We start from the raw sequence: 20624 nt of genomic DNA, 5'->3' as shown, positions 1-20624 counted from the left end.
CCCCCTCCCGCGACGGAACGGCCGCGTCGGGAGAGAGACGAACAGGCGGGGCGATCCCCCTAACCGGGCGTGAGAAAAATTGTCAGGGCGCCGGAGTCAGGAGGGTCGCGCCCGTGTCGTCGGTGCGCGCCTGCGCCGGAAGCATGGCGGTCAGGGCGCTCACGAAGCCGGCCCGGTCGCCCGCCGAAAAGACACCGCTCACCCGCGTTCGCTCAAGCTCGGGAGACAGCCGCACCGGTCTGTCGAAGTACCGGTTCATCTCGGCCACGACGTCGCGCAGCAAGGCGTCGCGGAACACCATCCGCCCGTCGATCCAGCCCCCGTCCGCCTCAGCCGGCTCCGTCGCGCGGCGGAGGCCTTCGGACGTGGCGACGGCGGCGTCTCCCGGTTGAAGCGACAGGGTCCCGCCGGCCCCCGTGAGAATGACCCGCCCCTCGTAGAGGTTCACCGCGACGCCGTCCGGCCCGAGATCGACGTCGAAGCGCGTGCCCAGCGCCGTGACGGTCACCTCCCCGGCCCGCACCGAGAATGGCCTTGCCGCATCGAAGGCGACGTCGAAATAGGCGCGGCCTTCCCGCAGTTCGATCGTCCTGCCGGTATCACGCAAGCGAACGCGCGCCTCGGAATCGGCGTCGAGCACCAGCGTCGACCCGTCTTCGAGGGTCAGCCGGCGGAGCCCATCCGGCGGACTGGCGTAGGTCTCTCCCCGCGTCCACCAGCCGGCGGCCGCGACCGTCACCAGGACCGTCGCGGCCAGGGCGGCGCCCCCGGAGACCCATCTCAGCTCTGGTCGCTTTCCGCGCGGCCTGAAGAGCGCCTGGCGTGTCAGCGCCTGGATGCCGGCGTCCTCCGACAGACCGCCGGCCGCGTCCCAGACGGACTGGATCTCGGACCAGGCGCGAGCGTTCTCGGCGTTCTCCAACCAGTCTCCGAAAGCGCGGATCTCGTCCGCATCCACCTGCGCCGCAGCCAGGCGCGCGTGCCATTCCGCCGCCTGAAGGCTGGCGTCTGCGGACGTGGATGACCGGCGTCCCTCAGTCATCCCCGCCCCGCATTCGCTCGACGCACCAGGTCAGCGCCCGCGCCAATCGCCACTCCACCGTCTTTTCCGAGATCCCGAGCCGCTGCGCGATCTCCCGATGACGGAAGCCCGCGATCCGGCTGAGCAGGAAGACGTCGCGAAGATGCTCCGGCATGTCGGCGACCACCTCGCGCAGAAGCGTGCTCTCGTACTGGCCCCCGCTGATTCCCTCGGGCTTGAGCCCCTCGGTCCCAAGCGACGGGCTCGCTCGATGGGAGGCGCGGCGCGCGCGGTCGGCGGCGAGGTTGGACGCGATCCTGATCAGAAGGGCCCGTGGCGATCCGATCGACGTACTGTCGTCGTAGCGCGAGAGCCGGACGAACGAATCCTGCACGATATCGTCCGCCTCTGCCCCCCAGCGAGCGCGCAGCCGCCGGACCAGCCAGCCGGCGTGACGCCGGTATAGCTCCGACAGCGTCGCGGACCCTGCCGCCGCCTTGATGTCGCCGGTTTGGTCCGACACGGGCTCGCCTCCGATGGGGAGGCGAGCCCGGCCGATGGACCGGGTGTTGAGAACACGCTTGAGGGCATGCGCCCGCGCCTTGGGTCATTAGACCTGGACATAGCGCGGACCGCCCGGACCGCCGCTCGGAATATCACGTCTCAAGCGAGGTTCTCACGCCTCGGCGCCGCTGACAGGCGCGGGTTCAGCCTCCGACATGAGGCGAGACTTTGCAAGTCCCTCGACCTGAGGTGGCGACGCAGCGCCGCGACAGGGCGGCCGATCGGGGGGGGGGGGGATTCACGGGCATCTAAATGAAGAACGCGCGCCAAACCCCTGAATGACGTCCGATCCGCGCAGATGCCGGCGGTCCGCCAGGAAATGCCCTGGCCCGAGCCATCAGGCCGGCTGATCGGCCAAGGCCGCGAGCTCCTCATAGATTTCATCGCCCGTCCGGCTCGCCGCGTCACGCCAGCGGGTTGCGCTCTCGGCATTGGCCAGCACGCCGTCGGACGTGAGCACCAGCACATTCGGAGAGCCCGGGAGTTCGGCGATCCCGAACCGGCGCGCGATCGCCAGGTTGGGCCTGTCGCCGCCTCTCGGCATTCCAATATCCACGAACACAAGCTCGTATTCGCGCTCGATGAGGTCCGAGAAGCGATCCGTGGCCAGCCAGCCGGCGAGCGCGCGACTGTCGTGGCACCAGTCGGCGCCCATCACCAGAAGGACACGCTTGCCGGACTGTGCGGCCCGCGCGAGCGCGGCGTCGACATCGGCCGATGCGTCATCGCTCGTTCTGTAGGCGCGGGCCTCGGGTGGCGAGCCCGCCACCGTTTCAGGCGTCGCCGCGCATGCGCTCAGAGCCAGGGCGGCGAACAGACTCAGACATCGTCGATGCAATCGGCTGCCTCCCGGGCGATCGAACCACGGTCCTGGCGCCTGGCGCGGATCCGTTGAGACGTTTGCGTCAGTTGCTGACATTGATCGCCCCGAGTCGCACGCATTTTCGTTCGATCGCGCCGCACGGCTTCGGTGCGACGCACGGCGTATCAAGGCTGTTCATCGGGCTCGAGCGCCTGGAGATGGCGCGCCCACAGTTCGAGCGCGTGTCGTTTCTCGGGCATGTAGGTGTGTCGATCATAAACGCTGGTCACGGCCGCCCCTTCTCGCGCTGTGTGGCCGAGCAGCATCCCCACCACCAGCCGCCCGACACCGAGACGGCCGACGAGGGTGGTCGCGCCCGAACGCTTCACATCATGAGGTGAGCCGGCTCCGAGATTATGCCGCCGGCAAATTCGGGCGAAGGCGCGTGTGACGGCCCGCGGCTCGAGGTGTTCGCCGTCACCTTTGGCGGCCGGGAATACGCAGTCGCCGTGAGGATGCAGACGCTTCGCCAGAGACAGCACCTCCAGCACTTCGGGAACGAGCGGGACCACGTGGATGTGGTTGGCCTTCGCACGGTCGCTGGGGATGGTCCATTGGCCGGCCTTCAGGTCGAACTCGCGCCATCGCGCGCCGACGACCTCGGAGCGACGCGTAAGGCTCAGCATCAGCAGGCGTATCGCCAGACCCGTCTCCGGCGCCATGCGAGCATGGATGTCCTCCGAAGGTTCACCGTCTGGGCGGGGCGTGGAGGCAATCATCGCCGCTCGCCAGATCACCGCGAGAGCATGGTCGCTGAACAGCCGCTCACGGGCCTTAAGCGCCAGTGGCCGGGCAAGTCCCACGGCCGGATTCGCCTCCAGTCGCTCCTCGTCCACCGCAAAGCCCAGAACGCCCTGAATGACGGTGCCGACCGACGCGAGGCTTGCCGGAGCGAGTCCGCTCTCCGTGGCAAGCGCCCGCATAAACGCCTTTATGTCGGCCCGGCGAAGCTCCTCGAACCGCCTGGCTCCCAGGGTGGGCGCCACGTGCTTGCGCCACAGACCACGTTCGTTGGCGATCGAAATCGGCCGCTTGGGCCTGCGTCTACCCCCGTGCAGTCCCTTCTCAGAGGCTTTCCAGTAGGTTTCGGCCAGTTCCGAAAGCGTATCGCCGGTTCTGGCCCGTTCCCGCTCTCGTGCGCGATCCTCTGCCGGGTCTTCGCCATTCACGACGCCCACGGACAGCGCCGCAACCGTCGCTTTCGCTTCCGAGAGCGACAGCCCAGGGTACTGCCCTAGTCGATGGCGTCTTCGCGCGCCGCTTCCCGCCACATAGCGATATTCAAACTTCTTGATCCCTGTGGGAAACACACGAACACAAAGGCCGCGGCTCTTTTCCACGGTGACTTCATAAGGTTTCGCGCCGGGTTTGAGCGCCGCGACCTGTCGATCGGTGGAGATTTTGACGGACGCCATCGCTGCCTCATTGCCGTAGCCGAACCGACGACTCTTCGCCCGTTTAGTGGGGCAGTAGTGGGGCAGTCGACGCAGAACTCGGCGCACAGCAGTGAAAACCTAAAGTGGTTTCAGATCAACCCATCATGATGAATTTATTGATTAAAGCTCACTGGAGGGAACAGGTGTAATAACCGGAAAAAGGGTACCTTGAAGGTTCACACCGAGGGGGTCACAGGTTCAATCCCTGTCGCATCCACCATCTCCTCTCCGCTGCACTAAAGGTTGCTCAACCTCTTTCGGCTGAGATGCTCGGCCGTGGGGGGGAAGCGCCGGGTTCATGGTTCGTCGATGCAGTCTTTGGGTCGCTGTCTGGCTGGCTGTCATCATGATCAGTGCGGCCGGGGTCCATGCCCAGGCTCAGGCCGCGCCCTCCGGCGCCGATGGCGGGGCGCTGGCCCGATTCGTGGAGCAGCGCGCGGCGGCGACCAGTTTCGCCGAGCTGGAGGCATTCGGTGAGGCGGCGCTGCTGCGCTCGGACCGCGAAGGCCTGAACCGCGTCTATCACGTCACCTGGACGATCCTGAACCAGGGCGAGTTTGAGCGCGCCGAGGGGTGGAACCGGAGGTTGGCCCTGGCGGCCCGGATTCAGAATGATCCTCGCTATGAGGACATCGCCCGACTGAACGCCCTGACCATTCGCTACGACCAGGGCGAGGTCGCCGTGGCGGCGGAGATGGCGCGCTATGCCGAGCAAGGGCGCGACTGGTTCGTGCGGGCGCACGCGGCGCGGCTGGCGGCGCTGAACCTGATCGATCAGGGTCGGATCGGAGATGGCCTGGGCCTGTTGACGCGGGCCCAGGCCGACATTCCCGAGAACGCGCCGTTCGCCGATACGGCGCGGGGCGGTGTCTGGGAGGTCGTCGGTATGGCGTTGAAGGCCATCGACGACATGGAAGGGGCGACCGCCGCCTTCCGCAAGTTCGAGATCGACTATTCCAATCCGGGCTATCCGCGCCCGGACTTCGACAGCCTCTATAATCTGGCCAAGATGGCGATCCGGGTCGGCGATCTGGATCGCGCCCGCGCCTATGCGGCGGCGCACCACCGGGTCGCCGGCAGCTCCGATTTGCCGACATTGGCCATCTATGACGCCGGCCTGTGCGCTCAGGTCGCCGACGCCGGGAAGAGGTCGGCGCAGGTGCTGGAATGCCTGAGCGGCTATGGAGAAGATTTGGGCGACGCGGCGTTTCTGGCGCTGGACGTCATCCCGGCCCGCGCTCTGGCGCGCGCCCGCACCGGCGATATCGCGGGCGCAAGGCGAGACCTGGCGCGGCTGCGCACGTTGGAGGCGGCGGCGGGCGACGGCTCTCGGGCGGCCGAAGTGGACGCGGCGATCCTGTTCGCCGAGGGGCGCTCGGATGAGGCCTTCGCCCTGCTGGATGCCCATATGCAGCAGCAGCGTGTGGCTGACGCGCGCGCCTTCGCCGCGGGTGTCCATCAGGTCACGGGCGACATGCAGCAACTGCTGGAGGACCGTCGGACCCAGCTGGAGGATGCTCGCGACAAGGCCCGCCTTCAGTGGCTCGTGATCGTGGTCGGCGTCGTCTTCCTCGCCTCGATCGCGGGCGGACTTGCGTGGCAGTTGCGTCAGGGTCGGCGGCTGAAGGCGGCCCAGGCCCGGGCTGAGGCGGCCAACCGCGCCAAGTCCGAGTTCCTGGCCAATATGAGCCACGAAATCCGCACGCCGTTGAACGGGGTGGTGTCCATGGCCGACGCCCTGTCGCGCCATGATCTGGACCCCCAGGCCCGTCAGATGACCAATCTGATCCGGTCGTCGGGCGAGACTCTGGAGCGGCTGCTGACCGACATCCTGGACAGCGCCAAGATCGAAGCCGGGCAGGTCACGCTGGAGACCGCGCCCTTCGACCTGAAACACACGGTCAATGACATCGCCCTGCTGTGGCGCGCCAAGGCGGAGGACAAGGGCGTTGCCCTGGCGCTGGACTATGGACCCGACCTGCCGCGCTGGGTCGATGGCGACGCGGTCAGGCTGCGTCAGGTGCTGACCAATTTGGTGTCCAACGCCGTCAAGTTCACCGACGCGGGCGTCGTGACCCTGGCGGTGAGCGTCGCGGAAGACGGGCGCGTCGGGTTCACGGTGCGCGACACCGGCATCGGCTTCGACGAGGCTCAACGCGCGCGCATCTTCAAGCGCTTCCAGCAGGCGGACGGGTCGATCACCCGCCGGTTCGGAGGCACAGGTCTGGGGTTGGCCATCTCGACCGCGCTGGTCGAGATCATGGGCGGCGACCTCGTGTGCGAGAGCGCGCCGGGCGAAGGCGCCGCCTTCGGCTTCGAGATCGCCCTGCCCGCCGCCGCCGCGCCCAAGACGCCGTGCGCGTCCCTGAGCGCGGGCGCCGAAATCGCCGCCCTGCCCCTGCGTGTACTTCTGGCCGACGACCATCCGGCCAACCGCAAGGTGATCGAGATCATGCTGGCGGCGACCGCCATGGAGCTTGTCACCGTGGAGAATGGGCGCGAGGCGGTCGAGCGGTTCCAACAGGAGTCCTTCGACCTGATCCTGATGGACATGCAGATGCCCGTGCTGGACGGTGTGTCGGCCACCCGCGAAATTCGGTCTTTCGAGGTTGCTCACGCGCGCGAACGCACCGCGATCCTGATGCTGACGGCCAACGCCATGGCCGAACACGTCGCCCAGGGACGGGCGGCCGGCGCCGACGGCCATCTGGCCAAGCCGATCACCCTGGCGGCCCTGTTCAACGCCATGACGGAGGCTTTGGGAGGCGTCGGTGATCGCCAGGCGGCTTGACCCGGGCCGCCCTCTCCACCATTTCGCCGTGATCCCAATCCATAGGCCCGCCGTCCGCCGCTTCCCGCGCCGACATCCCGCGCGCTGAACGCCTCTCTCTTATTCCGGACCGCCCCATGCCCTTCCCCGCCAGCCATCCCGCGCTCGACCGCGCCCTGTCCGACCGCGGCTATGCCGAACCGACGCCGGTTCAGGCCGCTGTTCTCGAGGCCGAGCAGGGCCGCGACCTGCTGGTCTCGGCCCAGACCGGCTCGGGCAAGACGGTGGCGTTCGGCTTGGCCCTGGCGCCGACCCTGCTTGGCGAGGCCGAGCGGTTCGACCAGGCCGCCGCGCCCCAGGCCCTGGTTATCGCCCCCACGCGGGAGCTGGCGTTGCAGGTGGCCAGCGAGCTGACCTGGCTCTACGCCGCCGCCGGCGCCCGCGTGGTCGCCACCGTCGGCGGCATGGACCCCCGCGCCGAGCGCCGGGCCCTGGAGCGCGGGGCCCATATCGTGGTCGGCACGCCGGGACGTCTGCGCGACCATGTGGAGCGTGGCGGGCTAGATCTGTCGCAGCTGCAGGCCGTGGTGCTCGACGAGGCCGACGAGATGCTCGACATGGGCTTTCAGGAGGACCTGACCTTCCTGCTGGACGCCGCCCCGGCCGAGCGGCGGACGCTGCTATTCTCCGCCACCCTGGCGCGCGACATCGTGCAGCTGGCCAAGACCTATCAGCGCGACGCCGTGCGGATCGACACGACGGCGTCGAACGCGCCGCACGGCGACATCGAGTACAAGGCCATCCGCGTGGCCCCCAATGAGGTCGAGCACGCGGTCGTCAACGTGCTGCGCTATTTCGAGGCGCCGGGCGCGCTGGTGTTCGCCAATACGCGCGAGCGGGTGAAGCACCTGACCGCCTCGCTGCGCGAGCGCGGCTTTTCCGTGGTCGGCCTGTCGGGCGAACTGACGCAAGGCCAGCGGTCCGAGGCGCTCCAGGCGCTGCGCGACGGTCATGCGCGCGTGTGCGTGGCCACCGACGTGGCGGCGCGCGGCCTGGATCTGCCGGATCTGGGCCTGGTGGTCCATGCCGAGATCCCGGTGAACAAGGCCGGCCTGCTGCACCGCTCGGGCCGCACCGGACGCGCCGGCAAGAAGGGCGTGTCGGTTCTGCTGGTCAGCTATACGCGCCGCCGCAAGGTCGAGCTGATGCTCCAGTCGGCCTCGATCCAGGCCGAGTGGTCGGGGCCTCCCTCGGCCGAGGAGATCCGCGCCAAGGACCGCCAGCGCATGCTGACCGATCCGGTCCTGACCGCGCCGGCCGACGAGGAGAGCCTGGAGCTGGGCCGGGCGCTCTTGGAGAAGTCGTCCGCCGAGCAAGTGGCCGCCGCCCTGATCCGCCTGTATCGCCAGAAGCTGCCGCCGCCCGAGGACGTCTATGACGACGAGCGGATGAAGCGTCAGCAGCAGACCGGCCGCAACGACAAGGGCCAAGCCGACGTGCCCTTCACCGACTTCGCGCGCGGCGGGGACATGGCCTGGTTCCGCATCAATATCGGCCGCGAGAAGAACGCCGATCCCAAGTGGCTGATGCCGATGATCTGTCGCCTCGGCCATGTGACCAAGCGCGACATCGGCACGATCCGCATCTTCGACCGCGACACCAAGTTCGAGATCACCCGCGAGGCCGAGGCCAAGTTCAACGCCGCCATCGCCGGGGGGCTGGAAGATGGGATCACCATCGAAACCACCGTGGCGCCGGGGCCAAAGGAAAAACCCGCGCCGCGCTGGGACAAGCCGCCGCGCGCCAACGCCGGCAAGCCGCGCCCCTCGCGCGACAACGCCGACAAGCCCGCCTGGAAGCCGCGCGAGGACCGGCCCGACGCCGGCAAGAAACCTTGGGTGAAGCGTGATGCGCCGAGTGAGGCCGCGACGGGGGACAAGAAGCCCTGGGTGAAGCGCGACGCTCCCTCGACCGACACCGCACCCGCAGGCGGCAAGAAGCCCTGGGTCAAACGGACCGAGGCGGACGCCACACCGCCGGGCAAGAAGCCTTGGGTGAAGAAGCCCTATGCCGGCAAGCCGGGCGCCAAACCCGACTGGACGCCGCCGTCGGACGCCTCGCCGGCGCCCTCGGCGGGTGACAAGCCGTGGAAGGGCAAGCCCAAGGGCGGCGACCGCCCCTGGGCTCCCAAGGATGCACGCGGCAAACCGCACGCGGCCAAGCCTGGCAAGCCGTTCAAGAAGAAAACTCCGAGAGGCTAAACCTCCGCCAGCCCGCGCAGATAGTCCGCATAGCCGCCGCCCATCCGATCGGCCGACGCCTTCAGTTCTTCGGCGTCGATCCAGCCGGCGGTGAAGGCGATCTCCTCGACACAGCCGATGCGCAGGCCCTGGCGGTGCTCGAGGGTGCGGACGAACTCGCCGGCCTGGATCAGGCTGTCGTGAGTGCCGGTGTCGAGCCAGGCGAAGCCCCGGCCCAGCTGTTCGACGTGCAGCGACCCCTCCTGCATATAGAGACGGTTGAGGTCGGTGATCTCCAGCTCGCCGCGCGGCGAGGGCTTGAGAGCGCGCGCCTTCTCCGAAGCCGTGCCGTCGACGAAATACAGGCCCGTGACCGCCAGGTTCGACCGCGGCTGGGCCGGCTTTTCCTCCAGGCCGACGGCGCGACCGTCGGGGCCGAGTTCGACCACGCCGTAGCGACGGGCGTCGGCGACCGGATAGCCGAACACGGTGGCCCCCTCGGCGCGGGCGTCGGCGCGCTGCAGCATGCCGGTGAAACCGCCGCCGTAGAACAGGTTGTCGCCCAGCACGAGCGCGCTGGGCCGGCCGTCGATGAAGTCCTCGCCCAGGATGAAGGCCTGGGCCAGGCCGTCGGGGCGTTCCTGGACCTGCCAGACGATCTTCATCCCCAGGCGCGAGCCGTCGCCGAGCAGGCGCTGGAAGGCCGCCTGGTCGTCCGGGGTGGTGATGACCATGACCTCGCGGATCCCGGCCAGCATCAGCACCGACAGGGGATAGTAGATCATCGGCTTGTCGTAGACGGGCAGCAGCTGTTTCGACACGGCCAGGGTCAAGGGGTGCAGTCGCGTCCCCGCCCCGCCCGCCAGAATGATGCCGCGCCTGTCGCTCATGCCCGCTCCCTGATCCGTCCGACCGTTTCGGCCACGGCCTCGCGCCACGGTCGGGGCGTGACGCCGAAGGTCCGCTCGACCTTGCCCGTGTCCAGCACCGAGTTGAAGGGGCGCCGCGCCGGGGTGGGCCAGTCGGCGGTCGTGATCGATTCGACCGGCGTCGCGATCCCGGCTTCGGCCAGAGCCGCCTCGGCCAATCCCGCCCAGGTCGTTGCCCCGGCGTTGGCGAAGTGGAAGGTCCCGTAGGCTTCGGCGTCGCCCTCGGCCCAGCGGGGCGCGGCGTCCAGCAGGAAGCGAGCGAGGTCGTCGGCCAGGGTCGGGCGGCCGTGCTGATCGGCGACCACACGCAAGGTGTCGCGCTCGGCGCCCACCCTCAGCATGGTGGTCAGGAAATTGCCCGGCCGTTCAGACACCACCCAGGAGGTGCGGATCACCGCCGCCCGGTCGGTGGTGCGCCAGATGGCCCCCTCCCCCTCCAGCTTGGTGCGGCCGTAGACATTGAGCGGGCCGGTCGGATCGTCCTCGCGCCACGCCTCCTCGCCGGAGCCGTCGAACACATAGTCGGTGGAGACATGGACCAGGGGCACGTCCGCGCGGGCGCAGGCGCCGGCCATCTGGCGCGGGGCGGAGGCGTTGATGGCGCGGGCGCGGTCCGGCTCGCTCTCGGCCCGGTCCACGGCGGTAAAGGCGGCGGCGTTCAGCACCAGATCGTGGGTTCCGACGTCCGACAGCGCCTCGGCCAGGGCGGCGGGGTCGCCGATGTCGACCTCGTCCGAGCCACGTACGGTCAGGGCGATGTCGCGCCCGTCCGCCGCCCGGATCAGGGCGCGGGCCAGCTGGCCGCCGGCGCCGAACTGAAGAATGCGCAGGGTCACCCCAGCCCCAGCCGGTCGCCGCCAAAGCCGCGGGCCCGCCAGCTGTCGACCCAGGCGGGGTTGTCGAGATACCAGGCCACGGTGGCGGCGATGCCGTCCTCCAGCGTCGTGGCCGGACGCCAGCCCAGATCGCGGTCTATCTTCGTGATATCGATGGCGTAGCGGCGGTCGTGGCCCGGGCGGTCGGTGACGAATTCGATCAGGCGGTCGTGCGGCGCGCCATCCGGGCGGAGACGATCCAGCTCTGCGCAGATCAGGCGCACCAGGTCGATATTGGTCCGCTCCGCCGCGCCGCCGACGCCATAGGTCTGGCCGACCCGGCCCCGCTCCAGCACCGTCAGCAGAGCCTCGGCGTGGTCGTCGACGTGCAGCCAGTCGCGGATGTTGGTTCCCTGGCCATAGACGGGGATGGGGCGCCCGGCGGCGGCGTTCAGGATCACCGTCGGGATCAGCTTTTCGGGATGCTGGCGCGGGCCGTAGTTGTTGGAGCAGTTGGTCAGCAGGGTCGGCAGGCCGTGGGTCTCGCGCCAGGCCCGAACCAGCATGTCCGAGCCGGCCTTGGACGCCGCATACGGGGAGTTGGGCTGGTAACGGCTGTTCTCGTCGAAGGCGGGATCGCCCGGCTCCAGCGAGCCGAACACCTCGTCGGTGGAGATGTGCTGGAAGCGGAAGCGCTCGGCGCGGTCGCCGGGCAGGGCCTGCCAATAGCGGCGCGCGGCCTCCAGCATCACGGCCGTGCCGGTGACATTGGTGTGCATGAAGGCCAGGGGGCCGTCGATGGAGCGGTCGACATGGCTCTCGGCGGCCAGGTTTAGGATGGCGTCGGGCTGGTGTTTGTCCAGGATCGCCGCGACGGCCGGGGCGTCGCTGATGTCGGCGTGTTCGAAGGCGTGGCCGAGTTGATCCCTGACCTCGGCCAGGTTCTCCAGACTGCCGGAATAGGTCAGGGCGTCCAGGGTCACGACCGACAGGCCGCGATCCAGCGCGCGGCGCACCACGGCCGATCCGATGAAGCCGGCGCCGCCGGTGATCAGGAGCTTCATGCGTCGCTCCATGCCCGGATCTTGAACGGCGAGGTCCAATCGCGGAAGGCCGGCGCCGCCGCGTCCTTGGCCGAGACCACGGCCGTGGCCGGGTCGATCCCCCAATCGATGCCGAGGTCCGGGTCGTCCCAACGCACGGCCCCGTCAGCCGCTGGGTCGTAGGGCGCCGACACCTTGTAGAGCACGCGGGTGTCCGGCTGGGTTGTGACGAAGCCGTGCAGGTAACCCTCGGGGACCAGCAGTTGCTCACCGCCCTCGGCCGTCAGGTCGACCGCCAGCCAGCGCCCGTAGGTCGGCGAGCCGACGCGCACATCCACAACGGCGTCGCGGATGGCGCCGTTCAGGACCATGACCAGCTTGGCCTGGGCGCTGGGCGGCGCCTGATAATGCAGTCCGCGCACCGTGCCGACGGCGGCGGAATAGGAGACATTGTCCTGGACGAAGGTCGTCGTGATGCCCGCGCTCTCCAGCGATCGCGCCGACCAGGTCTCGCTGAACCATCCGCGCGCGTCGCCATGCCGCGCGGGCTTCAGCCGCATCACGCCTGAAAGGGACAGGGCCTCGATATCCATACGGCCCTGCTTAGGGGAGCCTCGAGCAGGTGGCTAGGCTGTCAGAGGTCGCCCGGAGTCAGGCCGGTTGATCGCGCGATCCGCGCCAGCATGCGCGGTCCGACCTCATCGCCGTCGTGGAAAGCGAAAACGACATCCGGCCAGCCCTGCCGGGTCAAGGTCCGATGTGATCCCGAGCGTCGCTTCTCCGTCCAGCCAATCCGCTCAAGCGCGGCCAGCAAGCGTCGCGCCTTTACGGATGGCCAGGTGCTCACGCGGCCTGAAACAGGGCCGTGAGTTCCGGCGCGCGTTCACCATTGTCGAGCCGTTCGGCGATGACCCGCAACGCCAGCGCTTCGACCTTGGCGACTGCCTCAGCCTGCGTGGCGCCATAGGCTAGAACGCCCGGCAGTTCCACGATCTCCGCGATCCAGCGGCCGTCGTCTTCCTGGTCCACCTCGATCTTCATCTGCTGAAGATCGGTCGCCGTCGCCGAAATGTCGAGTCACGCCGCCCGGTTGGTCCCCTCCGGCGCGGTCCAGCGGAGGACCGGCGAGCGGGCGGCGCGGGTCTCGTCCAGGCGGCGCATGGGGGCGTGGAAGGGCGCGCCCTTGAAGCGGTCGACGTCGCCGGCTTTCGCGGCGCCGGCCAGGGCGCGCATGGCGGCGATGAACCGGTCCAGCTCGGCCTTGGATTCCGTCTCGGTCGGCTCGATCAGCATCGCGCCGTGGACCACCAGCGGGAAATACATGGTCATGGGGTGGAAGCCCTCGTCGATCATCGCCTTGGCGAAATCGAGCGTGGTCACATCCGTGCCCTTCAGCCACGTATCGTCGAACAGAGCCTCGTGCATGCAGGGGCCGTTGGGGAAGGCGGCGCTCATCACGTCCGACAGCCGGGCCTTGATGTAGTTGGCGTTCAGCACCGCGTCCTCGGCGACCTGGCGCAGGCCGTCCGAGCCGTGGCTCATCATGTAGCTGAGCGCGCGCACATACATGCCCATCTGGCCCTGGAAGGCGCACAGGCGGCCGAAAGCCTGGGCCGCGTCGCCCTCCTCTCGCTCGATCAGCCTGAAGCCGTCCTTGCCGCCGACGACCCAGGGGGCCGGGGCGAAGGGCGCCAGGGCCTCGGACAGCACCACCGGACCCGCGCCCGGACCGCCGCCGCCGTGGGGCGTGGAGAAGGTCTTGTGCAGGTTGATGTGCATGGCGTCGACGCCGAGGTCGCCGGGGCGGACCCGCCCGACGATCGCGTTGAAATTGGCGCCGTCGCAGTAGAAATAGGCCCCCGCCTCGTGGGTCAGGCGGCTGATCTCCAGGATGTCGCGCTCGAACAGGCCGCAGGTGTTGGGGTTGGTGACCATGATGGCGGCCACGTCGTCGCCCAGCTTGGACGCCAGATCAGCCACGTCGACGCGGCCGTCGTCTGTCTGTTTCACCTCGACCACCTGATAGCCGACAAAGGCGGCGGTGGCGGGGTTGGTGCCGTGGGCGCTGGTCGGGACCAGCACCTTGTTGCGCGGATTGTCCGAGCGCAGGCCGTGGCCGGCGGCGCGGTGGGCGGCGCGGATGGCCATCAGGCCGCACAGCTCGCCGTGGGCGCCGGCCTTGGGCGACAGGGCCACAGCCGGCATGCCCGTGAGGGTCGTCAGCCAGTGGGACAGGCTGTCCATCAACTCCAGCGCGCCCTGCACCGTCGATTGCGGCTGCAGCGGATGGATGTCGGAAAAGCCCGGCAGGCGCGCCATCTTCTCGTTCAGGCGCGGGTTGTGCTTCATGGTGCACGAGCCCAGCGGATAGACGGCCAGGTCGATGGCGTGGTTCTTCTGGCTCAGACGCACATAGTGGCGCATGGCCTCGGGCTCGCTGAGCCCCGGCAGGCCGATCGGATCGGCGCGGACCAGATCGCCCAGATCGCCGCCGTCCGTCTTCGGCTCAGGCAGATCGACGCCCGTCTTGCCCCAGCCGTCGCTTTCGAAGATCAGCGCCTCGTCCTGCAGCAGTCCGCGCGCCCCGGTCAGGGTGGCGGGCTTCTCGGAGACGGCGTTCGGGGTGGTCGGACGACCGACGGTGTTCATGGTGCTCATCACAGGACCTCCGCGAGGGCGGACTTGAGGGCCGAAATGTCGTCGTCGGTGGTGGTCTCGGTCGCGGCGATCAGCAGCACGTCTTCCATGCCGGCGCCCGGGTTCAACCGGCCATAGGGCACGCCGGCGAGGATGCCGCGCTCGGCCAGTTGATCAACCACCTCGGTCGCGTCACTGGGCAGGCGCACCGCGAACTCGTTGAAGAAGCGCGGGGTCAGCACCTCGACCCCCGGCACGGCCGCCACGGCGTCGCGCGTGGCCACGGCCTTTTCGTGGTTCAGCAGGGCCAGGCGGCGCAGGCCGGTCTCGCCCAGCAGGCTCATATGCACCGAGAAGGCCAGGGTGCAGAGACCGGAGTTGGTGCAGATGTTCGAGGTCGCCTTGTCGCGACGGATGTGCTGCTCGCGGGTCGACAGGGTCAGGACGAAGCCGCGCCGCCCCTCGGCGTCCACCGTCTCACCACAGTAGCGACCGGGCGTCTGGCGCACCAGCTTGTCGCGGGTGGCGAACAGCCCGACGTAGGGGCCGCCGAAGTTCAGCGCATTGCCGATCGACTGGCCCTCGGCCGCGACGATATCGGCCCCCATCTCGCCCGGCGATTTCAGCAGGCCCATCGACGCCGCCTCGGTGACGACGACGATCAGCAGCGCGCCGGCCGCCTGCGCCGCCTCGGCGATCTTGGAGACGTCCGTGGCGGTGCCGAAGATGTTCGGCGTCTGCACCACCACACAGGCCGTGTCCGGTCCGATCTGGCCGATGACCTCGGCTTCGCCATCGACGGCGGGGGCCAAGACCTGAGTCTCGACGCCCATGGCGTGGACCACGGTCTCGGTGGCGGCGACATAGTGCGGGTGCACCCCGCCCGAGATCACCGCCTTGTTCCGGCGCGTCACCCGCGTGGCCATCAGGACGCCCTCGGCCATGGCGGTCGAGCCGTCATAGAGCGAGGCGTTGGCCACGGGCATACCAGTTAGGTTCGCGACCTGGGTCTGGAATTCGTAGAGGTACTGGAGCGTGCCCTGGGCGATCTCGGGCTGATACGGCGTATAGCTGGTCAGGAATTCCGAGCGCTGGATGATGTGATCCACGGTCGCCGGCACATGGTGGCGATAGGCGCCGGCGCCGCAGAAGAAGGGGACGTCCCCGGCCACGGTGTTCTTGCCGGCCATGCGCTTCAGGGCGCGCTCGACCTCGAGCTCGCCCATCACGCGGGGCAGGTCGACGACGCCGTCTCTGCGCGCCGCCTCGGGCACGTCCACGAACAGGTCGTCGACCGACTTGGCCCCGATGGCGGCTAGCATGGCCGTGCGGTCGTCGGGCGTCAGGGGGAGGTAGCGCATCGATTTGGCCGTCTCCCCGGCGAAGGCCGGGGTCCAGGAGTGAAAGGGTGTTGTCGTCAGGCTCTGGCGCGCGCGGCTCTGGGCCCCGGCCTTCGCCGGGGAGACGGAGCCAGTCGCGGGTTTACAGCGTGCTGACGTACTGGTCGTAGGTCGCGCGATCCATCAGGGCCTCGACCTCGGCGGGGTCGGCGACCTTGATCTTGGCGAACCAGCCGTCGCCCTCGGGGTCGGCGTTGACCGTCTCGGGACCGCCGGCCAAGGCGTCATTGCCCTCAACCACCTCACCGGAGACCGGGGCATAGACGTCGGACGCCGCCTTGACGCTCTCGACCACGGCGAAGCTGTCGCCCCTGTTGACCGACTTTCCGGCCTCGGGGGTTTCGACGAAGACCACGTCGCCCAGTTGGTCGGCGGCGTGTTTGGTGATGCCCACGACGGCGATGTCGCCTTCGAGGCGGACCCATTCGTGATCCTTGGTGAATTTCATGGCGGCTCTCTCGGCTCGGAAGTCTGGGTTCGAAACGGGTGTCAGGCGGGTTTGCGGTAGTATTTGGACGGCACGAAGGGCGTGGCGACCACCTCGGCGGCGGCGGGACGGCCACGCACGATGACGGTCAATTCGGTCCCGAGCTCGGCATGCGACGGCGGCACGAAGCCCAGGGCGATGTTCCGGCCCAGGGTCGGCGACGGGCCGCCCGAGGTGACCCGGCCGATGACGGTTCCGTCCGCGTCGGCGATCTCGGCGCCCTCGCGGGCCGGGGCGCCTTCCTTGACGATCAGCCCGACCTTCTTGCGCGCCGGCCCGTCGGCCAGCTCCTTGAGGATGCGGTCGGCGCCGGGGAAATCGCCGCGCTCGCGGCGGGCTTTGGGCAGGCCGAACATCAGCCCGGCCTCGACCGGAGAGGTGGTCTCGTCGATGTCATGGCCGTGCAACGGCAAGCCGGCTTCCAGACGCAGGCTGTCACGCGCGCCCAGACCGATCGGCTTGACCCGGGCGTCCTGCAGCAGGGTGTTCCAGATCCGCTCGGCCTGATCCGCCGGGACCGAGATCTCATAGCCGTCCTCGCCGGTGTAGCCCGAGCGGGAGACGAAACAGTCGGCGCCGAAGAGCATCAGCCGGGCGCTGTCCATGAAGCCCATCTCGGCCAGCACCGGCTCGTGCGCCGCCATGACCTCGGCCGCCTCCGGTCCCTGGATGGCCAGCAGCGCCCGGTCGTCGAAACGGATCAGCCGCGCGTCGCCTTCAAGCCCGGCCTCCAGCAAGGCGAAGTCCTTGTCCTTGTTGCCGGCGTTCACGACGACATAGAGCCCGTCGTGGTCGGGGCGGCCGGCCATCAGATCGTCGATGACGCCGCCCTGCTCGTTGAGTAGCAGGCCATACTTCTGGCGGCCCGCCTTGAGGCCCTGGAAATCGTTGGAGACGAAGCGTTCGAACTGGACGGCGGCGTCCTCGCCCGTGATCCGCGCCTGGCCCATGTGGCTGACGTCGAACAGACCGGCGTGCTCGCGCGTCCAGCGGTGTTCGGCCAGCACCCCCTCGTACTGCACCGGCATGTCATAGCCGCCGAAGCCGACCATTCGCGCGCCCAGCGCGCGGTGCGCGGCGTTTAGGGGCGTGGTCTTGAGGTCGGTGTTCGCAGCGTCGGCCATGGAAATCTCGGGGTCGCGTCGGGAGGCGGAAGCTCCGCCGTGGTCGCGCCCCCGCTGTCTGGGAAGCCTGAGAGATTCCGGCGCCGACACTATGGCCGGGCCTTGCTCCGTCGGCGCGCCCGCATTCCAGTCAGACTGGCAGGGCGACTTTCCAGCGATCCTCAGCCCGCGCGGTCCTTTTGCCTGAGCGTTTCCGGGGCGGTTGCGCCTTCGGCTCCGAGCCCGCCGAAACGGCCCCGATCTCTCCCGCGAGAGCGCCGGACCCTGTGAACGACTCCGGCCGGAAGTCAAGCAAGGGAGGAACAGGACCGGGTTTGGGCGGTTGTTCTGTCGCCTCCCCGACAACAGGATACAACTCCATGTCTATTCTCGACAAAATCCTCGGAAACGATGATCCCAAGACCTCGCCGGCCAAGGCCGACGGCCAGATGCAAAAGGTCCTCGACAAGCAGACCGAGCTCGGCGCCAAGCCGATCGAGACCCTGAGCCCCGAAGAGGCCCGCCGCCAGCCGACGCCGACGGACGCTGTCAAAAAGCTGCTGAGCGAGCAGGGCCGCGATCCGAACGACGACCTTGGCGTCGCCACGCGCGACTTCACCATTCCCGGTCCCGGCGGTCCGCTGCAGGCGCGCCTCTACGGCACGCAGCAGGACAAGGACGACGGCAAGCTGAGCCCCGTGGTCGTCTATTTCCACGGCGGCGGCTTCGTCATCGCCGATCTGGACGTCTACGACGGCGGCCCGCGCGGCACGGCCAAGATGGCCGACTGCATCGTGGTGTCGGTCCACTATCGCCAGGCACCCGAGAACAAGTTCCCCGCCGCCCATGAAGACGCCGTGGCCGCCTACAAGTGGGTGCTGGAGAATGCCCAGACCTTCGGCGGCGACCCGCAGAAGGTGGCGGTGATGGGCGAGAGCGCCGGCGGCAACCTGGCCATCAATGTCTCCATCGCCGCGCGCGATCAGGGCCTGCCCGCCCCCGTGCACCAGGTGCTGGTCTATCCGCTGGTCGGCAACGACCTGGACAACGAGAGCTATGTCGAGAACGCCCAGGCCAAGCCGCTGAACAAGGCGATGATCGAATGGTTCGTGAAACACACCTTCAACGACGAGTCCGAAACCGAGGACCCGCGCGTCAATGTGGTGGGCGCCGCGAACGTGTCGGGCCTGCCCTCGACCACCGTCATCCTGGCCGAGATCGACCCACTGCGCACCGAGGGTGAAAAGCTGATCGACAAGCTGGAGGCCGCCGGCGTCGATGTCCGCCACAAGACCTGGCACGGCTCGACGCATGAGTTCTTCGGCATGGCCCTGGCCGTCCCCGACGCCATGGCCGCCCAGACCTTCGCCGCGCACGAACTGAAACGTGCGTTTGGAACGGCTATCCTGCCGATCTGACGTGTGTGACGCAGCCCGTCAGCCTCACGGGCTGCGTCATGTCGTCCCGCCCGCAACGCCGGCGACCGCTGGTCGTTAAAATGGCGTCTCGAACTTCAGGATGCCGATCATGATCACCTCTTTCGCCCTCGCCGCCTCGCTTGCCGCAGCGTCCTTTGCCCAGCCTGCCGATATCGGGATGGATCGGGCCGTCGAAATCGCGCGCGAAAACGGCATAGCTCGGGTTACGGACGTCGATACCGAAGACTACGGCTGGGAGATCGAAGGCTGCACCGCCGACAATTTCGAAATCGAGATCGAGATCGACCGCAGCGGGCGTGTCCGGGATATCGACCGGGATGACGACCGCTGCGATCCGGATCGCTGGAACCGGGGCGCCTAGGTCCGATCAAATCGAAATGAAAGGGGCCGGACGATCGCTCGTCCGGCCCTTGTTCTGTCCAGCGCTGGCCGATCAGCAGCTGTAGTACATGTCGAACTCGACCGGATGGGGATGCAGTTGCAGACGCATCACCTCCTCCATCTTCAGCGCGATGTAGCTGTCGATGAAGTCATCATCCATGACGCCGCCCTTCTTGAGGAAGGCCCGGTCCTTGTCGAGATTCTCCAGGGCCTCGCGCAGCGAGCCGCAGACCTCGGGGATCGATCCGCGCTCCTGCGGCGGCAGGTCATAGAGGTTCTTGTCGGCGGCGGCGCCCGGATCGATGCGGTTCTCGATGCCGTCCAGGCCGGCCATCAGCAGCGCCACGAAGGTCAGGTAGGGATTGCCCATCGGATCGGGGAAGCGCGCCTCGATACGCTTGGCCTTGGGCGACGACACCCACGGGATGCGGATCGAGGCCGAGCGGTTGCGCGCCGAATAGGCCAGCTTCACCGGCGCCTCGTAGCCGGGCACCAGGCGCTTGTAGGAGTTGGTGGTCGAGTTGGCGAAGGCGTTGATGGCCTTGGCGTGCTTGATGATGCCGCCGATGTACCACAGGCACTGTTCCGACAGGCCGGCGTACTTGTCGCCCGCGAACTGCGGCTTGCCGTCCTTCCAGATCGACATGTGCACGTGCATGCCCGAGCCGTTGTCGGCGAACATGGGCTTGGCCATGAAGGTCGCTGACTTGCCGTAGGCCGCCGCCACGTTGTGGATCACGTACTTATAGAGCTGCAGCCGGTCGGCCATCGTCAGCAAGTCCGAGAACTTCAGCCCCAGCTCGTGCTGGGCCGGCGCCACTTCGTGGTGGTGCTTCTCGGGCTCCAGACCGAGGTCGGACATGACGCTGAGCATCTCGCCGCGCAGGTCCTGGCCGGAGTCGACCGGATTGACCGGGAAATAGCCGCCCTTGGCGCCCGGGCGGTGACCCATGTTGCCCTCGGCATACTCCGAGCCGGTGTTGGCCGGCAGCTCGATCGAGTCGAAGGCATAGCCGGTCTCGTGCGCGGCGGTGGACCAGCGCACGTCGTCGAACACGAAGAACTCCGCCTCGGGCCCAAAATAGACGGTGTCGCCGACGCCCGCGCTTTCGACATAGGCCAGGGCCTTCTTGGCCATGGAGCGGCTGTCGCGGTTGTAGGGCTCGCCCGTGTCGGGGTTCAGCACATCGCAGAACAGGAACAGCGTCGTCTGCTGGTAGAAGGGATCGACATAGGCGGTGCTGAGGTCCGGCTTCAGCAGCATGTCGCTTTCATTGATGGCCTTCCAGCCGGCGATGGAGGAGCCGTCGAACATGGTCCCCTCCTCCAGGAAGTCCTCGTCGATCTGGCTGATGTCGAAGGTGACGTGCTGCATCCTGCCGCGCGTGTCGGTGAAGCGGAGATCGACGTAGCGGACGTCCTTGTCCTTGATCTCGGCGAGGATCTTCTTGGCGCTCATTCTGGGCTTTCCTGGTCGGGGAGGCGGAAAAGAAAACC

Annotated in this window: 19 protein-coding genes and 1 riboswitch; of the genes, 4 read left to right on the top strand and 15 right to left on the bottom strand. The window is 68.3% G+C overall.

Annotation, left to right across the window (positions count from 1 at the left end; translation table 11 throughout):
- Positions 1–82: 82 nt before the first annotated feature.
- The 4 genes from EES48_RS03535 to EES48_RS03520 all read right to left on the bottom strand — a co-directional run bounded on the left by EES48_RS03535 (position 83) and on the right by EES48_RS03520 (position 3862).
- Positions 83–1042: a FecR family protein gene (locus EES48_RS03535; RefSeq protein WP_122464966.1), complete on the bottom strand. Its 960-nt coding sequence runs from the start codon at positions 1040–1042 to the stop codon at positions 83–85.
- Positions 1035–1544, bottom strand: a complete 510-nt coding sequence (locus EES48_RS03530; RefSeq protein ID WP_162997985.1) for an RNA polymerase sigma factor — start codon at positions 1542–1544, stop codon at positions 1035–1037. The genes EES48_RS03535 and EES48_RS03530 overlap by 8 nt, the downstream gene beginning before the upstream one ends.
- A gap of 378 nt (positions 1545–1922) precedes the next feature.
- The gene (locus tag EES48_RS03525) at positions 1923–2354 is read right to left on the bottom strand and encodes a thioredoxin family protein (RefSeq protein WP_205679329.1); all 432 of its coding nucleotides are present in this window, start codon (positions 2352–2354) and stop codon (positions 1923–1925) included.
- A 218-nt stretch (positions 2355–2572) separates the two neighbouring features.
- Positions 2573–3862 (bottom strand): tyrosine-type recombinase/integrase, encoded by a 1290-nt coding sequence (locus EES48_RS03520; protein ID WP_122464963.1) that lies wholly within the window; start codon positions 3860–3862, stop codon positions 2573–2575.
- Positions 3863–4229: 367 nt separating this feature from the next.
- On the opposite strand from EES48_RS03520, the gene EES48_RS03515 reads away from it, so the two are divergent.
- The gene (locus tag EES48_RS03515; RefSeq protein ID WP_162997984.1) at positions 4230–6674 is read left to right on the top strand and encodes a hybrid sensor histidine kinase/response regulator; all 2445 of its coding nucleotides are present in this window, start codon (positions 4230–4232) and stop codon (positions 6672–6674) included.
- 116 nt (positions 6675–6790) lie between these two features.
- Positions 6791–8914 (top strand): DEAD/DEAH box helicase, encoded by a 2124-nt coding sequence (locus EES48_RS03510; protein ID WP_122464961.1) that lies wholly within the window; start codon positions 6791–6793, stop codon positions 8912–8914.
- Here the strand turns inward: EES48_RS03510 and rfbA are convergent.
- The 10 genes from rfbA to gcvT form a co-directional block, all read right to left on the bottom strand.
- Positions 8911–9783, bottom strand: a complete 873-nt coding sequence (gene rfbA / locus EES48_RS03505) for a glucose-1-phosphate thymidylyltransferase RfbA (RefSeq protein ID WP_122464960.1) — start codon at positions 9781–9783, stop codon at positions 8911–8913. The genes EES48_RS03510 and rfbA overlap by 4 nt on opposite strands.
- A complete protein-coding gene (rfbD, locus tag EES48_RS03500; protein ID WP_240623195.1) occupies positions 9780–10658 on the bottom strand; it encodes a dTDP-4-dehydrorhamnose reductase in 879 nt (292 codons plus the stop codon). Before rfbD ends, rfbA begins: the two co-directional genes overlap by 4 nt.
- Entirely contained in the window at positions 10655–11701 is a 1047-nt protein-coding gene (gene rfbB, locus EES48_RS03495) for a dTDP-glucose 4,6-dehydratase (RefSeq protein ID WP_122465119.1), read from the bottom strand. Before rfbB ends, rfbD begins: the two co-directional genes overlap by 4 nt.
- Positions 11698–12273: a dTDP-4-dehydrorhamnose 3,5-epimerase gene (gene rfbC / locus EES48_RS03490; protein WP_122464959.1), complete on the bottom strand. Its 576-nt coding sequence runs from the start codon at positions 12271–12273 to the stop codon at positions 11698–11700. Before rfbC ends, rfbB begins: the two co-directional genes overlap by 4 nt.
- A 41-nt stretch (positions 12274–12314) precedes the next feature.
- Positions 12315–12527 (bottom strand): type II toxin-antitoxin system HicA family toxin, encoded by a 213-nt coding sequence (locus tag EES48_RS15235; protein WP_122464958.1) that lies wholly within the window; start codon positions 12525–12527, stop codon positions 12315–12317.
- A complete protein-coding gene (locus EES48_RS03480; RefSeq protein ID WP_122464957.1) occupies positions 12524–12721 on the bottom strand; it encodes a type II toxin-antitoxin system HicB family antitoxin in 198 nt (65 codons plus the stop codon). The genes EES48_RS15235 and EES48_RS03480 overlap by 4 nt, the downstream gene beginning before the upstream one ends.
- Before the next feature lie 36 nt (positions 12722–12757).
- On the bottom strand, positions 12758–14338 hold the full coding sequence (gene gcvPB / locus EES48_RS03475; protein ID WP_162997983.1) for an aminomethyl-transferring glycine dehydrogenase subunit GcvPB: 1581 nt from the start codon (positions 14336–14338) through the stop codon (positions 12758–12760).
- On the bottom strand, positions 14338–15678 hold the full coding sequence (gcvPA, locus tag EES48_RS03470; protein WP_122464955.1) for an aminomethyl-transferring glycine dehydrogenase subunit GcvPA: 1341 nt from the start codon (positions 15676–15678) through the stop codon (positions 14338–14340). Before gcvPA ends, gcvPB begins: the two co-directional genes overlap by 1 nt.
- Positions 15679–15799: 121 nt before the next feature.
- Entirely contained in the window at positions 15800–16165 is a 366-nt protein-coding gene (gene gcvH / locus EES48_RS03465; RefSeq protein ID WP_122464954.1) for a glycine cleavage system protein GcvH, read from the bottom strand.
- 41 nt (positions 16166–16206) lie between these two features.
- On the bottom strand, positions 16207–17328 hold the full coding sequence (gene gcvT, locus EES48_RS03460; protein WP_122464953.1) for a glycine cleavage system aminomethyltransferase GcvT: 1122 nt from the start codon (positions 17326–17328) through the stop codon (positions 16207–16209).
- A 161-nt stretch (positions 17329–17489) separates the two neighbouring features.
- Positions 17490–17587, bottom strand: a riboswitch (glycine riboswitch).
- A 100-nt stretch (positions 17588–17687) separates the two neighbouring features.
- Between gcvT and EES48_RS03455 the strand changes: the two genes are divergently transcribed.
- A complete protein-coding gene (locus tag EES48_RS03455) occupies positions 17688–18725 on the top strand; it encodes an alpha/beta hydrolase (protein WP_122464952.1) in 1038 nt (345 codons plus the stop codon).
- A 100-nt stretch (positions 18726–18825) separates the two neighbouring features.
- Positions 18826–19107, top strand: coding sequence for a PepSY domain-containing protein (locus tag EES48_RS03450; protein WP_122464951.1), 282 nt, complete (start codon positions 18826–18828; stop codon positions 19105–19107).
- Between the two features lie 72 nt (positions 19108–19179).
- Here the strand turns inward: EES48_RS03450 and glnA are convergent, their stop codons facing one another.
- Positions 19180–20586 carry a type I glutamate--ammonia ligase gene (gene glnA, locus EES48_RS03445; RefSeq protein WP_122464950.1) on the bottom strand — a complete coding sequence of 469 codons (1407 nt, stop codon included), beginning with the start codon at positions 20584–20586 and terminating at the stop codon, positions 19180–19182.
- Positions 20587–20624: the final 38 nt, after the last annotated feature.

Origin of the sequence: Brevundimonas lutea (assembly GCF_003704105.1) — a bacterium.
GTDB classification, from domain to species: domain Bacteria; phylum Pseudomonadota; class Alphaproteobacteria; order Caulobacterales; family Caulobacteraceae; genus Brevundimonas; species Brevundimonas lutea.
This window is presented reverse-complemented; position numbering and strand designations above follow the sequence as displayed.

Bases quoted from the DNA above. Each gene is read 5' to 3' on its own strand.
- gcvPB (WP_162997983.1), bottom strand. From the start codon at position 14,338: ATGAGCACCATGAACACCGTCGGTCGTCCGACCACCCCGAACGCCGTC.
- rfbC (WP_122464959.1), bottom strand. From the start codon at position 12,273: ATGGATATCGAGGCCCTGTCCCTTTCAGGCGTGATGCGGCTGAAGCCC.
- EES48_RS03515 (WP_162997984.1), top strand. From the start codon at position 4,230: ATGATCAGTGCGGCCGGGGTCCATGCCCAGGCTCAGGCCGCGCCCTCC.
- rfbA (WP_122464960.1), bottom strand. From the start codon at position 9,783: ATGAGCGACAGGCGCGGCATCATTCTGGCGGGCGGGGCGGGGACGCGA.
- EES48_RS03480 (WP_122464957.1), bottom strand. From the start codon at position 12,721: ATGAAGATCGAGGTGGACCAGGAAGACGACGGCCGCTGGATCGCGGAG.
- glnA (WP_122464950.1), bottom strand. From the start codon at position 20,586: ATGAGCGCCAAGAAGATCCTCGCCGAGATCAAGGACAAGGACGTCCGC.
- EES48_RS03510 (WP_122464961.1), top strand. From the start codon at position 6,791: ATGCCCTTCCCCGCCAGCCATCCCGCGCTCGACCGCGCCCTGTCCGAC.
- rfbB (WP_122465119.1), bottom strand. From the start codon at position 11,701: ATGAAGCTCCTGATCACCGGCGGCGCCGGCTTCATCGGATCGGCCGTG.
- gcvPA (WP_122464955.1), bottom strand. From the start codon at position 15,678: ATGCGCTACCTCCCCCTGACGCCCGACGACCGCACGGCCATGCTAGCC.
- gcvH (WP_122464954.1), bottom strand. From the start codon at position 16,165: ATGAAATTCACCAAGGATCACGAATGGGTCCGCCTCGAAGGCGACATC.
- EES48_RS03520 (WP_122464963.1), bottom strand. From the start codon at position 3,862: ATGGCGTCCGTCAAAATCTCCACCGATCGACAGGTCGCGGCGCTCAAA.
- EES48_RS03455 (WP_122464952.1), top strand. From the start codon at position 17,688: ATGTCTATTCTCGACAAAATCCTCGGAAACGATGATCCCAAGACCTCG.
- gcvT (WP_122464953.1), bottom strand. From the start codon at position 17,328: ATGGCCGACGCTGCGAACACCGACCTCAAGACCACGCCCCTAAACGCC.
- EES48_RS03535 (WP_122464966.1), bottom strand. From the start codon at position 1,042: ATGACTGAGGGACGCCGGTCATCCACGTCCGCAGACGCCAGCCTTCAG.
- EES48_RS03450 (WP_122464951.1), top strand. From the start codon at position 18,826: ATGCCGATCATGATCACCTCTTTCGCCCTCGCCGCCTCGCTTGCCGCA.